This window comes from Achromobacter sp. SX5 (genome assembly GCF_056711425.1).
Window position 1 is genome coordinate 2,433,483 of the sequence record NZ_CM160041.1, and the last position, 14,484, is coordinate 2,447,966.

Consider the following 14,484-nt stretch of genomic DNA (forward strand, 5'->3'; position numbering starts at 1 on the left):
CAGAGGCCGAAAATATGAGCAATGGTTTCACCAGGCGCGACTTCCTGTGGAGCAGCGTCGTCTCCGGAATCGCGGTCGCTTTGGTCAGGCCCGCGCGCGTGGCGTTCGCCGCCGCGCCCGTGCGGCAGTCCCCGCCGCTGTCGGCATGGGACGCGGACGCAGGCAGGATGCGCCATCGCATCGACGCGCTGGCCAAGGTGACGGGCGAGAAGACCTTCGGGTTCGATATGCGCGCCGTCGACCAGCCCGGATGGCCCGACACGCAATCCCATGCCATGCTGCTGCGCGCCGCGCGGGCCGACGGCGTCTATGCCGGGATCGACCTGGGCATGCTGGAGGCCGGGCTGCAGCCCGACCGCGTGGTCACCGCGCAAGACCTGGAGCGCGACGGCATCGCGATAGCCGATGGCGAGCTCTTGCTGCGCGCCGGCACGACGCCGGCCTATCTGGGGCAGGCCGTGGCCATGCTGATCTGGCATGATTTCGCGCGCTTCAGGGCGGCCAAGACAATACTGAAATCCAGCCCGGGCGCGGTCCGCTTCGAAGGCGGCGGGCAGCCGCTGGTGCGCGACCCCTGGGCCAGCCTGCGCTATGTGCGCGTGGGCGGGCAGGACCCGTTCGCCGATGACGTCTACTCCAGCTTCAAGGACAAGGCATTGCGCCCGGCGCGCTTCGTCAAGCAGGCGCCAGAATGGGCGCGCAGCGACGCGCTGGACGCCGCCGGCCTGGCGCACGCGCAGCAGATCGCCGAGGCGCTGGAACAGCCCCGCCTGGGGCAGCTGGTGCTGGAGCGGGAATACTTCTCCCAGTCCATCGAACCCGCGCCGTTGGAAACCGATAACGGCAACTGCTGGTACGAAGGCGCGGACGGCACGCTGCACGTGATCGTCGCGACGCAGGCCCCGCAGGAGATCCTGCAGCATGCCGCCCGGATGTTCGCCGCCAGCCGGCGCGACATCCGGCGCATTCTGCTGACGCCGTGCCATACCGTGGGCTACGGGGCCAAGGAAGCCAGCATGTTCCAGTTGCTGCCGATGATCGCGGCGCTGTACGCGGACGGCCGTCCCGTGCGGCTGGCCAACGACCGCTACGAGCAGTTCCAGGCCGGCACCAAGCGCCACAGTTTCCAGATCCGCTACCGCATCGCGGTGGATCGCGCCAGCGGGAAATTCCAGGTTTTCCAGGCCAGGCTGGTCGGCAATGGCGGCGGGCGCAGCAGCGGGTCGCCCATCGTGGGCTTCGCCACGCTGGTCGGCGCGCAGTCTCTTTATTATTTTCCGCGCAGCGATCTGATGAGCACGATGCAGGCGTCGCGCGCGGTGGATGCGGCCGCCGTGCGCGGCGTCGGCATGGTGCAAAGCATAGGCGCGACCGAAATGCTGGTCGACGAGGTCGCGCAGGAACTGGGGCTGGACGCCATCGAGCTGCGTCTGGCCAACGTGCTGCGCGCCAACATGAAGAATACGCAGGGCGCCATTCCCGGCGGCGAGCTGCGCGGCGCCGAAGTGCTGCACCGGATGGCCGCGCATCCGCTGTGGCAGGAGCGGCAGCGGCGCAAATCGGCCTACGAGGCCGAGCATCCGGGCCGGCTGTACGGCGTGGGGGCCGCCTGCGCCTATCGCGAATACGGCAACGGGGCCGACGCCGCATACGCCGGCGTCGCGTTGTCGCCGGACGGGCGGATCGAGCTGCGCCACGTCGCGGTGGAGATCGGCACCGGCTCGACCACCAGCCAGGCCTACGCCTGCGCCAAGTGGCTGGGCCGCCCGGCCGACGCGGTGGAGTGGGGCCAGACACGTTGGCCCGAGCTGCCCATGCAGACCAGCGAGAATCCGCGCACCATCTCGCAGGCGGCGCAGGACCTGCTGGCGCAGAACCCGTACTGGACGCCGTATATTTCCTCGCCCTCGTCGGCGTCGAACTCCTCGTATTACTTCAGCCACGCCACCATCGAGGCCAGCCGTTTTCTGTTCATGCACGGCCTGTGGCCCGCCGCGGTCGCGATCTGGAGCCGGGGCATCGGCGGCGGCCAATGGGCGTCCTCGGCGGTGCGGCCGGAGGAGGCCCGCTGGGTGGGCGGACGGCTGACGGCTGGCGGGATGACGCCGCTGCCGCTGGAGACGCTGGCGCGCAAGGCCTATGAACTGAACCTGGTCACCGGCGTCGCGGTCCACGACTTCAGCCGCGGGCAATGGACGGAATCCGATTTCGCGCTGCCGTCGGGCGTCGAACGCTGGCAGATCGACGGCCTGGCCGTGCGCCGGGGCGACGGCGGCGGGCCGGCGGCCGGCGGCACGCCCACCGCCGGCGGCTATTGCTTCATTCCGCGCACGCGGGTGGCGTACCCGGCGGTGCAGCGCAATAACGCGGGATTCCTGTTGAACAGCGTGCTGGGCGTGCTGGCCGAAGTCGCGGTCGAGAAGGCCAGCGGCAAGGTCGAGATCCTGCGCCATCACGCGGTGCTGGAATGCGGCAACCAGCTGGTGCCGGAGCTGGTGTCCGGGCAATTGCAGGGCGGGGCGGCCATGGGCATCGGCCACGCGCTGCACGAATACCTGCCGCTGTACGAGGACGGGCCGGGCAACGGCACGTGGAACTTCAACCGCTACAAGCTGCCGCGCTCGCGCGACGTGGCGGTATGGACGCAGACCGCCGAAATACTGCAGCCCCTGTCCGGTTCCGATCCCTACAAGGGCATAGGCGAACTGTCCATGATGCCCATCGTGCCGGCGCTGGCCAACGCCGTCGCCCATGCCACCGGCCACCGGTTCCGGGAACTGCCGGTCAGCGCGGACAAGATTCTCGCCGCGCTGCAATCAGGGCCCGGTGCACAGGCCCGGAACAGGAGCGCCACATGAAAAATTCCATCGTATCCCTGCCCCTGACGCTGGACGTCAATGGCAAGACCTACGGGCCATATGAGGTGCCGCAGGACATGATGATGATAGACGTGCTGCACGAGTACCTGAATCTCACCGGCACGCGGTTCGGCTGCGGCCAGGGCGAGTGCGGGGCCTGCACCGTGATCGTCGACGGCCAGGACGGGCCGCAGGAGGTCCGCACCTGCATCACTGGCGCGCACTATTTCAAAGGCAGGAAGGTGCGCACCATCGAAGGCCATGCGCGGCGCGACGCGGACGGCGCGGTGGTCGAACTGTCGCCGGTGCAGCAGGCTTTCGTCGATGGCTACAGCTTTCAGTGCGGCTATTGCACGCCCGGCTTCGTCAACGCGGCCACCGTGCTGGTGGAAAGGCTGAAGCGCACGCCGATCGCCGAACATGAGGTCGACGCGGCCGTCGAGGCCGCGCTCGACCCGCACCTGTGCCGCTGCACCGGCTACGTGCGGTATTTCGAAGCGGTCAGGCAGGTCGTCCTGCAAACCCCCGGACTGGTGAGGCGCGACCATGGCCGATGACACCGTCCGCAAGCGCCGGCAAGGCGCGAAACGCTGGCTGGCGGCAGGCGCCGCCGCGGCCGCGCTCGCCGTCATCGCCCTGGTCGCGGTGCAGGAAGGCCGGCGGTGGCTGGCCCAGTCCGATCCGGTGCAGCACGTCGATGCCGCCGCCGGGCAGATCGAGCTGGGCAGATACCTGGCGACCGTCGCCGATTGCGCGGCCTGCCATACCGCGCATGGCGGCGCGCCGTTAGCCGGTGGACGGCCGCTGGAGACGCCGTTCGGCGCGATTCACTCCACCAATATCACGCCGGACCCGGACCACGGCATCGGCCGCTACACGGCCGAGGAATTCCATCGGGCGCTGACGCGCGGCACGGCGCGCGACGGGCATCTGCTGTATCCCGCCATGCCGTATACCTCGTACCGCGGCATCAGCAGGCAGGACAGCGATGCGATGTACGCCTACCTGATGAACGTGCCGGCGGTCGCGCAGCCCAATCGGGAGAACGGGCTCTCGTTCCCGTTCAACCTGCGCTTTGGCTTGTACTTCTGGAACTTCCTGTTCGCCGGCGACGGGCAGGCGCAGGCGCGGCAGGACAATGCGCCCGCGCTGCTGCGCGGCAAATACCTGGTCGATACGCTGGGCCATTGCGCCGAGTGCCACAGCCCGCGCGGCGCGCTGGGGCAGACGGACCGGCGCCGGCCGCTGGCCGGCAACAACACCCTGGCCCGTTTCGCCGCCCCGGACATCACGCGCGCCGGCCTGCTGGCCCGCGGCTGGACCGAGGACGAACTCAGGCGCTACCTGCGCACGGGCGTCAGCGCGGTGGCGGTGGCGTCGGGCGAAATGCTGGAAGCGGTGAATCTCTCGACCAGCCGATGGCGCGAATCGGATATCGACGCCGCGGTGTCGTACCTGTTCGCTTCCGGCCCGCAAGCGGCGCCGCCGGCCGTCGCCCTGGCCGAGGCTGGGCGGCCGATGGAACAGGACCTGTCGGGACGCTCGCATTACCTGAACCTGTGCGCCGGCTGCCATGCGGCCAATGGCCGGGGCGTGCCGCACGTGGCGCCGGGCCTGGTCGGCAACAGCAGCGTGACCGACGCCGATCCGCACAACCTGCTCGTTTCGATACTGGACGGGCTGCCGGCGCACGAGCTGCCCGGCCTGGAGCGTATGCAGGCCATGCCGGGGTTCGCGCGCACGCTGTCCGACGAGGACATCAGCGCGCTCGGAAACTGGCTGCGGGTCGAGTACGGCAAGCGGCCGGCCAGCGTGACGCCCGGCGACGTGGCCAGGCTGCGCCAGCGCTGAATTTGCGCGAAATCGTTCAAGGAGTTGTCAGAAAAGCCCGCTTATGCGGGCTTCTTACATAGTCCTTAATGCAAAACACATTTCCATACCGAGAAAATGAAACTGATACGGTCAATCGAGCGTATCAGTTGGCGGGAAAAGCGCATAATGACGGCACCTTTTCTTGTGTCCCTTTCACAGGAAGAGTCGATTTTCTGTAAGCGTAGAGCTTGTTGTCTCTAGCTCGGCGGTTCGTGTTTCCAGGTTCATGTTCTGTAGGGCTAGGGCGGCTTGGGTTATCACGGAGATGTTTATGACAGAAGACGCAAAGCCGCGCAGGCGGTTCCTGCAGGCGTTGGCCATCGTGCCGGCGTCGACGTTGGCGGTGGGGGCAATGACCACCGGCTGTACCAACGGGTCGGAAAGCGCCAAGGCGCCTGCGGCCAAACCTTATGAACCCACCTACTTCAGCAAGGCCGAATGGGCCTTCATCGTCGCCGCGGTCGATCACCTGATCCCCGCCGACGAGTACGGCCCCGGCGCCATCGAAGCCGGCGTGCCCGAGTTCATCGACCGCCAGATGGAAACGCCGTTCGGCCACGGCAAGCTCTGGTACATGCAGGGGCCGTTCCACCCCGACGTGGTGCCCGAGCTGGGCTACCAGATCAACCAGAATCCCCGGCAGGTCTACCGCAACGGCATCGAGGCCTGCGACGCCTGGTGCACGAAGACGCACGGCAAGGTCTACGCGGAGCTGGACAAGCCGCTGCAGGAGCAGATCCTGAAGGACCTGCAGGCCGGCAAGATCGAATTCGAGACCGTGCCGTCCAGGACCTTCTTCAATTTCCTGCTGGCCAACACCAAGGAAGGCTTCTTCGCCGATCCGATGTACGGCGGCAACAAGAACATGGTGGGCTGGAAGATGGTGGGCTTTCCGGGCGCGCGCGCCGACTACATGGACTGGGCGGACCAGCCCAACGTGAAGTACCCCTACGGTCCGGTTTCGATTTCCGGGGAGAGGGGCTGAACCATGGCGATCAAGAAAGACAAAGTCGATGCGGTGCTGGTCGGGTTCGGCTGGACCGGCGCGATCATGGGCCAGGAGCTGACCGAGGCCGGCCTGCACGTGCTGGCGCTGGAGCGCGGCGGCATGCAGGACACGCCCAAGGACGCCGAGTACCCCAAGGTGATCGACGAGCTGGCGTATTCCGTGCGCGGCAAGCTGTTCCAGGACCTGTCCAAGGAAACCGTGACCATCCGCCACGGCGTGGACGACGTGGCGGTGCCGTACCGCCAGAACGGCTCGTTCCTGCTGGGCAACGGCGTGGGCGGGGCGGGCTTTCACTGGAACGGCATGCACTACCGCGTGCTGCCCGAAGAGCTGGAGCTGCGCACCCGCTACGAGACGCGCTACGGCAAGGACTTCATTCCCGAAGGCATGACCATCCAGGACTTCGGCGTCACCTACGACGAACTGGAGCCGTACTTCACCAAGTTCGAGTACGTGTGCGGCACCTCGGGCAAGGCCGGCAACCTGAACGGCAAGGTCGTGGAGGGCGGCAACCCGCTGGAAGGCAAGCGCAGCAAGGAATATCCGCTGCCGCCCCTGACCACCACCTACGGCGCGCAGCTGTTCGAGAAGGCCGCGCGCGAGGTGGGCTTCAACCCGTATCCGGCGCCCGCGGCCAACGCGTCCGGCCCGTACACCAATCCGTACGGCGTGCGCCTGGGCCCCTGTAATTTCTGCGGCTTCTGCGAGAACTACGGCTGCTACATGTATTCCAAGGCCTCGCCGCAGACCACCATCCTGCCGGTGCTGCTGAAGAAGCCCAACTTCGAACTGCGCACGCAGTCGCAGGTGATCAAGGTGAACCTGGACGCCAGCGGCAAGAAGGCGGTCGGCGTGACCTACATCGACGCGCAGGGCCGCGAGGTGGAGCAGCCGGCCGACCTGGTGATCCTGTCGGCCTACCAGATGCACAACGTGCGCCTGCTGCTGCTCTCGGGCATCGGCAAGCCCTACGATCCCAAGACCAACGAAGGCGTGGTCGGCAAGAACTACGCCTACCAGATGAACGGCGCGGTCAGCATGCTGCTGCCCAAGGGCACGCAGCTCAATCCGTTCGTGGGCACGGGCGCCGGCGGCGTCAGCATGGACGACCTCAACGGCGACCAGTTCGACCACGGCCCGCTGGGCTTTCTGGGCGGGGCCAGCATCCGCCACGTGCGCTATGGCGGGCGTCCCATCAAGCAGACGCCCACCGCGCCGGGCACGCCCAGCTGGGGCACGGCCTGGAAGGCGGGCGTGCAGGACGCCTACCAGCGCCACCTGAGCATCGGTATTTCGGGCTCGGTGATGTCGTACCGCGACGCCTACCTGTCGCTGGACCCGACCTACAAGGACAGCAACGGCCAGCCGCTGCTGCGCATGACCTTCGACTGGCACGACAACGAGTTCGAGATGCTGGGCTACATGGGCAAGCGCATGGAGGAAGTGGCCAAGGCCATGAAGCCCGAGAAGTACTTCGTGGGCGTGCGCAAGAAGGGCGCGCGCTACGACACGCGGGTCTACCAGAGCACGCACAACACGGGCGGGGCCATCATGGGCTCCAGTCCCAGGGAAAGCGTGGTCAACAAGTACCTGCAGAGCTGGGACGTGCCCAATGTGTTCGTGATGGGGGCCTGCGTGTTCCCGCAGAACATGGGCTACAACCCGACGGGCCTGGTCGGGGCGCTGGCCTTCTGGTCCGCGCAGGCGATCCGCGACCAGTACCTGAAGAACCCCGGCCCGCTGGTCCAGGCGTAAGGAGACGGAACAATGATCAAGCACACCATTGTCGCCGCGCTCTCCGTCCTGGCCGCCGGCTCCGCCTGGGCGGCGGATGGCACGCCGGCCGCGGCCGACGCGCAGCTGGTCAAGCAGGGCGAGTACCTGTCGCGCGCCGGCGACTGCATCGCCTGCCATACCGCCAAGGGCGGCAAGCCGTTCGCGGGCGGACTGGGCATCGAGTCGCCGCTGGGCACGATTTACTCCACCAACATCACGCCGGACAAGGAAACCGGCATCGGCGAGTACAGCTACGAGGACTTCGACCGGGCGGTGCGCCACGGCGTGGCCAAGGACGGGCATTCGCTGTATCCGGCCATGCCGTACACGGCCTACGCCAAGGTCACGCCCGACGACGTGAAGGCCTTGTATGCCTACTTCATGCACGGCGTCGAGCCGGTGAAGCAGGCCAACAAGGACACCGACATCACCTGGCCGCTGTCCATGCGCTGGCCGCTCGGCGTGTGGCGCTGGATGTTCGCGCCGGACGCGGTCAGCGGACCCGCCGCAAGCGACCTCAAGGGCGCCGACCGCGAGGCGCTGCTGCGCGGGCAATACCTGGTCGAGGGCCTGGGCCATTGCAGCACCTGCCATACGCCGCGCGGCTTCGCGCTGCAGGAGAAGGCGCTGACCGAGGCCGACGGCTCGGCGTTCCTGTCGGGCGGCGTGGTCGAGGGCTGGCTGGCCAAGAACCTGCGCGGCGATATGGCCGACGGCCTGGGCGGCTGGACCAAGGAAGACATCGCGGCCTTCCTGAAGTCCGGGCGCAACGGGCATTCGGCGGCCTTCGGCGGCATGGCCCAGGTGGTCGGCGACAGCACGCAGCACCTGTCCGACGCCGACGTCAACGCCATCGCCGTGTACCTGAAGAGCCTGCCGCCGGTGAACAAGGACGACGCCAAGCCGCTGGCCTATGACGATTCCGTGGCGCAGGCGCTGCGCGCCGGCAAGGACAAGGGCGACGGCGCCATGGCCTTCCTCAACAACTGCGCGGCCTGCCACCGCAGCACCGGCAAGGGCTATGCGGAAACGTTCCCGCAGCTGGCGCTCAGCTCCACGGTGAATTCGGCCGACCCCGCGTCGCTGATCCACATCGTGCTCAAGGGCGCGCAGATGCCGGCGACGGCCACCGCGCCGACCGCGTACGCGATGCCGGGCTTCGACTGGCGCATGACCGACAAGGAGATCGCCGACGTGGTGACCTTCGTGCGCTCCAGCTGGGGCAACAAGGCCGGCGCGGTCAGCGCCGCCGACGTGGCCAAGGTGCGCAAGGAAGTCGGCGCCCAGCCGCAGCCGGCGCGCTGAGGTATCGCGGCGTCTGCCCGGGGACGGCCGGCAAGCCTCGCGCTTGCCGGCCGTCCTGCTATGATTGCTGGATAAATATCCAGTCATCCGGCCGCGCCGATGTTTCCTCCGCACCGCTATTACTACCTGCACAATTTCGAGCGCGCCCTGGCGTGGATCGCCGAGCGCTACGGCGACCTGCTGGACGACGCCGAGCGGCGCTTCCTGGCGGATTTCCAGGCCCTGCCGCAGGCGTCGCGGGCGCTCATGGTGCGCATGCTGATGCGGCGCGGCCCGTGGTTCCGGGCCACCCGCCTGAGCTACGAAGAAATCCCCGGCACGCTGGCGGCCGCCGCGCCGCTGGCGGCGCTGGGCTGGCTGGACGCCGCGGCGCCCATGACGCTGGACGAGCTCTTCGGCCTGCATACCAAGGGCGAACTGGCCGCGATATTCCGCGGCGCGCCGGTGAAGGCCGGCGCCCGCAAGGCCGAGCTGCTGGAGGCGCTGCGGCCGCTGCATCCGCCGGCGCAGCCTTATGCCGCCTGGCATCCGCGCGCCGCCGAGCCGGTCTGGCGGGTGATGGCGGCCGATCTCTGCGAACGCCTGCGCCTCATGTTCTTCGGCAATCTGCATCAGGACTGGTCGGAGTTCGTGCTGGCCGACCTGGGCGTGTTCCAGTATGAAACCGTGGCGTTCGACGCGGACTCGCGCGCGTTCCAGGCGCGCGCCGACATCGACCGCTACCTGGCGCTGCACGCGTGCCGCCAGGCGCTCGAAGCGGGCGCGCAACTCGATGCGCTGCTGCCGGCCATCGACGCCTGCGCCAGCGATAACCCCTGGCTGGAAAAGCGGCGCGGCAAGCTGCTGCTGCGCATCGGCCAGGCCTGCGAGCGCGCGCAGGACTGGGACGCGGCGCAGCGCGTGTATGCGCTGTGCGCCTATCCCGGCGCGCGTCACCGCCGCATCCGCGTATACGAGCGCATGGCGCGCTTCGACGAGGCCCTGGCGCTGGCGGCGCGCGCGCAGGCCGAACCCGAAAGCGAAGAAGAAAGCCAGCGGCTGGCGCGCATGATGCCGCGCCTGCTGCGCGGCGCCGGGCAGGCCGCGGCCGCAAGACGCCGCGCGCCCGCGGTGGCGCGGCGCGACCTGTCGCTGCCGCGTCCCGGCCAGCCCATGCCGGTCGAGTTCGTGGCGCGCGATCACCTGCACCGCGACGACGCGCCGGTGCATTACGTCGAGAACGCGCTCATCAATTCGCTGTTCGGCCTGCTGTGCTGGCCGGCGGTGTTCGCACCCGTGCCGGGGGCGTTTTTCCATCCGTTCCAGCGCGGGCCGGCGGACCTGGACGCGCCGGACTTCCACCAGCGCCGCGAGGCGCGCTTCGCGCAATGCCTGGCGCAGCTGGACACGCCGGACTACCGCGACACGATCCTGGCGCGCTACGCAGAAAAGCGCGGCGTGCAGTCGCCGTTCGTGTTCTGGGGGGCGCTGTCCGAGCCGCTGCTGGCGCTGGCGCTGGACTGCCTGCCGGCGGCGCACCTGAAGCTGTACTTCACGCGGCTGCTGCGCGACGTCAAGGCCAACCGCTCGGGCCTGCCGGACCTGATCCGCTTCTGGCCCGGCGAGCGCCGCTACGAACTCATCGAGGTCAAGGGGCCGGGCGACAAGCTGCAGGACAACCAGGTCCGCTGGCTGGAGTATTGCGTGGCGCACGGCATGCCGGTCAGCGTCTGCCACGTGAGCTGGCAAGAGGACGCGCCATGAAGCACGCGGTCGCGGTGCGCACGCTTTGCGAGTTCACGGCCCGCGCCGGCGACCTGGATTCGCGTTTCACGCCCGCGCCCAGCGGCCTGGAGGGCATGGCCGGCCACGCCGCGGTGGCCGGGCGGCGCGGGCCGGACTACGAAACCGAGGTGGCGCTGTCCGGCGAATACCAGAACCTGCTGGTGCGCGGCCGCGCCGACGGCTACGATCCGGCGGCCAACCAGCTCGAAGAGATCAAGACCTATCGCGGCCGCTTCGAGAGCGTGCGCGACAACCATCGCGCGGCGCATTGGGCGCAGGCGCGGGTCTACGGGCACCTGCTGTGCCAGGCCCGCGGGCTGGCGCAGCTGCGCGTGGCGCTGGTGTATTTCAACCTGGCCACCGAGGAAGAAACCGTGCTGGTGGAAACCCAGGACGCGGCGGCGCTGCAGGCGTATTTCCACGACTACTGCGGCCGTTACCTAGCCTGGGCCGCGGCCGAACAGGCGCACCGCCGCGCGCGCGACGCGGCGCTGGAAGCGCTGGCGTTTCCGTATGGCGCGTTTCGCAGCGGCCAGCGCGAGCTGGCCGTGGCCGCGTACCGCACGGCGCGCGACGGCGGCTGCCTGATGGCGCAGGCGCCCACCGGCATCGGCAAGACGCTGGGCACGATCTTTCCCGTGCTCAAGGCCTGCCCGGGCGCGGGGCTGGACAAGGTCTTCTTCCTGGCCGCCAAGGGGCCGGGCCGCGGCCTGGCGCTGGAGGCGCTGGAAACCGTCAACGCCCAGCCGGCCGCGCCGCGCCTGCGGGTGCTGGACATGCAGGCGCGCGACAAGGCCTGCGTGCATCCGGACAAGGACTGCCACGGCGAATCCTGCCCGCTGGCCCGGGGCTTCTACGACCGGTTGCCGGGCGCCCGCCAGGCCGCGCTGGCGCACGCGCGCATGGACGCCGCGGCGCTGCGCGCCACGGCCGCCGAACACGAGATCTGCCCGTACTACCTGTCGCAGGAAATGGCGCGCTGGGCCGACGTGGTGGTGGGCGACTACAACTACTACTACGACGCCACCGCCATGCTGCATGCGCTGACCCAGGCCAACCAGTGGAAGGTGGCGGTGCTGGTGGACGAGGCGCACAACCTGGTGGAACGGGCGCGCCGCATGTACACGGGCGAGCTCGACCAGGGCATGCTGGCGGGCGCGCGCCAGGCCGCGCCCAAGCCGCTGAAGAAAGCGCTGGACGGCCTGAACCGTTCCTGGAACGCCCTGAACAAAAAGCAGGCCGAGGCCTACCAGGCCTATGACGAAGCGCCGGCCGGGGTGCTGGCGGCGGTGCAGAAGGCGGTGGCCGCGATCACCGACCACATGGGCGAGCATCCGCTGGCGCAGGACGATCCGGTGCTGGCGTTCTACTTCGAGGCCCTGCATTTCATGCGCCTGGCCGAGCAGTTCGGCCCGCATGCGCTGTTCGACGCCACCCTGGACGCGGGCGGCGCGGCCGGCGCCAGGACGCCGCGCTCCACGCTGTGCGTGCGCAACGTGATCCCGGCGCCGTACCTGGCCGGGCGCTATGCGGCGGCGCATGCCACGGTGCTGTTCTCGGGCACGCTCAGCCCGCAGCAGTTTTACCGCGACACGCTGGGCCTGCCGCCGGCGGCCGCCTGGATCGACGTGGCCGCGCCGTTCCAGGCCCGGCAACTGGAGGTGCGGGTGGTGGGCGACGTGTCCACGCGCTTTCGCGACCGCGAGCGTTCGCTGGCGCCGATCGCCGACCTGATCGCGCGCCAGTACGCCGAGCGGCCGGGCAACTACCTGGGCTTTCTCAGCAGCTTCGACTACCTGCGCCGCGTCTCGGACCTGATGCGGGAACGCCATCCGGACGTGCCGATATGGGCGCAGACGCCGGGCATGGACGAGGCCGGGCGCGCCGCGTTCCTCGCGCGTTTTTCCGAGGAGGGGCGGGGCGTGGGCTTCGCCGTGCTGGGCGGCGCATTCTCGGAAGGGGTGGACCTGCCGGGCAGGCGCCTGATCGGCGCCTTCATCGCCACGCTGGGGTTGCCGCAGGTCAACGCCGTCAACGAGCACATCAAGCGCGCCATGGACCGGCGCTACGGCGAGGAGAACGGCTACGACTACACCTATCTGTATCCGGGCATGCAGAAGGTGGTGCAGGCGGCCGGCCGGGTGATACGCACCGAAGACGACGTGGGCACGGTGCACCTGATCGACGACCGCTACCGGCGCGCCAAGGTGCGCGGCCTGCTGCCGGGCTGGTGGCGCGTGCGCTGATCAGCCGCAGGCGGCCGCGCGCCGCCGCCGCGCTTTGGGTAGTATTTCGTCTGCGTCCGCCTGGCAGGCGGCGCACCACAAGGAGACAAGCATGCCTACTGCCGCCCCCGCGCCCGCCGCGCTGAACGATATCGTGGCCATGCCGGCCCATGCGCTGTCCGAGGCGATCCGGCTGCGCCAGGTGTCCTGCCGCGAAGTGATGGCCGCCTACCTGGCGCATATCGACCGGGTCAATCCCAAGCTGAACGCCATCGTGGCCCGGCGCGACAGCGACGAACTGATGCGCGAGGCCGCCGAACGCGACGCCCAGCTGGACGCCGGGCAATGGCTGGGCTGGCTGCACGGCATGCCGCAGGCGCCCAAGGACCTGACGGCGGTGCGCGGCATGGTGACCTCCATGGGCTCGCCGGTCTACAAGGACCAGGTGACGGCGCACGACTCCATCATGATCGAGCGCATGCGGGCCTCGGGCGCCATCTTCATCGGCCGCAGCAACGTGCCGGAATTCGGGCTGGGCTCGCATACCTACAACGCGGTCTACGGCGCCACCGGCAATCCCTACGATCCTTCCCGGACGGCCGGCGGCAGCAGCGGCGGCGCGGCCGCGGCGCTGGCCGCGCGCATGCTGCCGGTGGCCGACGGCAGCGACTTCGGCGGCTCGCTGCGCAACCCGGCCGCGTTCTGCAATGTGTACGGTTTTCGGCCGTCGGCAGGGCGCGTGCCGTCCGGGCCGGCGCCCGAGGTCTTCCTGAAGCAGTTGTCCTACGAAGGCCCCATGGGCCGCACGCCGCGCGACGTGGCGCTGATGCTGTCGGTGATGGCGGGCTACGACGCGCGCGCGCCGCTGTCGCTGTCGGACGATCCGGCGCAGTTCGCGCAGCCGCTGGAGACCGACCTGCGCGGCAAGCGCGTGGGCTGGCTGGGCGACTGGAACGGCTACCTGCCCATGGAGCCCGGCATCCTGGACCTGTGCGAGCGCGCGCTGGGCGATCTGGCGGCGGTGGGCTGCGAGGCGCTGGACTACCGGGTGCCGTTCGCCGGCGACCGCTTGTGGCGCATGTGGCTGGTGCACCGCCACCTGATGGTGGGCGGCCAGTACCACGCCCTGGTCCACGATCCCGAGACCCGCAAGCTGGCCAAGCCGGCGCTGATCTGGGAGGTCGAGGGGCTGGACGGAATCACGGCGCGCCAGGTCTACCAGGCCACCGAAGAGCGTAGCGCCTGGTACCAGACGGTGCTGCGCATGTTCGAGGAAGTCGATTACCTGGCGGTGCCGTCGGCGCAGGTGTTTCCGTTCGACGTCAATATGGACTGGCCCAAGCAGATCGCGGGACGCCCGATGGACACGTACCACCGCTGGATGGAGACCGTGACGCCGTGGACGCTGGCCGGCTGCCCGGTGATCAGCGTGCCGGTGGGCTTCAACGCCGCCGGGCTGCCGATGGGCATGCAGCTGATCGGCCCGCCGCGCGGCGACCTGGCGGTGCTGCAACTGGCGCACGCCTACGGACAGGCGCAGGACTGGGTCCGGGAGCGGCCGCCCGTCGCGCTCTGGCGAGACTGAGGCGGCGGGGCCGAATTCGCCCGGTTTTGTAAGCTTTTTTTGCTTTTTTCAGACGAAACGACCCCAATCGGGATCGTTTCGTCATTTTTC

The 14,484-nt window shown here is 69.1% G+C and carries 9 protein-coding genes; all 9 read left to right on the forward strand.

Annotation, left to right across the window (positions count from 1 at the left end; genetic code table 11):
* The first annotated feature begins 14 nt into the window (after nt 1–14).
* The 9 genes from AC1M14_RS11555 (at nt 15) to AC1M14_RS11595 (ending at nt 14,394) form a co-directional block, all read left to right on the forward strand.
* On the forward strand, nt 15–2,858 hold the full coding sequence (locus AC1M14_RS11555) for a xanthine dehydrogenase family protein molybdopterin-binding subunit (protein ID WP_479731627.1): 2,844 nt from the start codon (nt 15–17) through the stop codon (nt 2,856–2,858).
* A complete protein-coding gene (locus tag AC1M14_RS11560; RefSeq protein WP_102775933.1) occupies nt 2,855–3,415 on the forward strand; it encodes a (2Fe-2S)-binding protein in 561 nt (186 codons plus the stop codon). Before AC1M14_RS11555 ends, AC1M14_RS11560 begins: the two co-directional genes overlap by 4 nt.
* Entirely contained in the window at nt 3,405–4,709 is a 1,305-nt protein-coding gene (locus tag AC1M14_RS11565; protein ID WP_479731628.1) for a cytochrome c, read from the forward strand. Before AC1M14_RS11560 ends, AC1M14_RS11565 begins: the two co-directional genes overlap by 11 nt.
* Nucleotides 4,710–5,001: 292 nt before the next feature.
* Complete coding sequence (locus AC1M14_RS11570; RefSeq protein WP_111824917.1) at nt 5,002–5,715, forward strand: gluconate 2-dehydrogenase subunit 3 family protein; 714 nt, start codon at nt 5,002–5,004, stop codon at nt 5,713–5,715.
* A gap of 3 nt (nt 5,716–5,718) precedes the next feature.
* Nucleotides 5,719–7,494 (forward strand): GMC family oxidoreductase, encoded by a 1,776-nt coding sequence (locus AC1M14_RS11575; protein WP_479731629.1) that lies wholly within the window; start codon nt 5,719–5,721, stop codon nt 7,492–7,494.
* Nucleotides 7,495–7,506: 12 nt separating this feature from the next.
* The gene (locus AC1M14_RS11580) at nt 7,507–8,820 is read left to right on the forward strand and encodes a c-type cytochrome (RefSeq protein WP_102775937.1); all 1,314 of its coding nucleotides are present in this window, start codon (nt 7,507–7,509) and stop codon (nt 8,818–8,820) included.
* A gap of 99 nt (nt 8,821–8,919) precedes the next feature.
* Entirely contained in the window at nt 8,920–10,563 is a 1,644-nt protein-coding gene (locus tag AC1M14_RS11585; protein WP_479731630.1) for a VRR-NUC domain-containing protein, read from the forward strand.
* Nucleotides 10,560–12,830, forward strand: a complete 2,271-nt coding sequence (locus AC1M14_RS11590) for an ATP-dependent DNA helicase (protein WP_479731631.1) — start codon at nt 10,560–10,562, stop codon at nt 12,828–12,830. The genes AC1M14_RS11585 and AC1M14_RS11590 overlap by 4 nt, the downstream gene beginning before the upstream one ends.
* 91 nt (nt 12,831–12,921) lie before the next feature.
* On the forward strand, nt 12,922–14,394 hold the full coding sequence (locus AC1M14_RS11595; RefSeq protein ID WP_209166855.1) for an amidase: 1,473 nt from the start codon (nt 12,922–12,924) through the stop codon (nt 14,392–14,394).
* The last annotated feature ends 90 nt before the right edge of the window (nt 14,395–14,484 follow it).

Excerpts from the sequence above, each read along its gene's own strand:
- AC1M14_RS11585 (WP_479731630.1), top strand. The coding sequence starts at position 8,920 with ATGTTTCCTCCGCACCGCTATTACTACCTGCACAATTTCGAGCGCGCC.
- AC1M14_RS11570 (WP_111824917.1), top strand. The coding sequence starts at position 5,002 with ATGACAGAAGACGCAAAGCCGCGCAGGCGGTTCCTGCAGGCGTTGGCC.
- AC1M14_RS11555 (WP_479731627.1), top strand. The coding sequence starts at position 15 with ATGAGCAATGGTTTCACCAGGCGCGACTTCCTGTGGAGCAGCGTCGTC.
- AC1M14_RS11595 (WP_209166855.1), top strand. The coding sequence starts at position 12,922 with ATGCCTACTGCCGCCCCCGCGCCCGCCGCGCTGAACGATATCGTGGCC.
- AC1M14_RS11565 (WP_479731628.1), top strand. The coding sequence starts at position 3,405 with ATGGCCGATGACACCGTCCGCAAGCGCCGGCAAGGCGCGAAACGCTGG.
- AC1M14_RS11575 (WP_479731629.1), top strand. The coding sequence starts at position 5,719 with ATGGCGATCAAGAAAGACAAAGTCGATGCGGTGCTGGTCGGGTTCGGC.
- AC1M14_RS11560 (WP_102775933.1), top strand. The coding sequence starts at position 2,855 with ATGAAAAATTCCATCGTATCCCTGCCCCTGACGCTGGACGTCAATGGC.
- AC1M14_RS11590 (WP_479731631.1), top strand. The coding sequence starts at position 10,560 with ATGAAGCACGCGGTCGCGGTGCGCACGCTTTGCGAGTTCACGGCCCGC.
- AC1M14_RS11580 (WP_102775937.1), top strand. The coding sequence starts at position 7,507 with ATGATCAAGCACACCATTGTCGCCGCGCTCTCCGTCCTGGCCGCCGGC.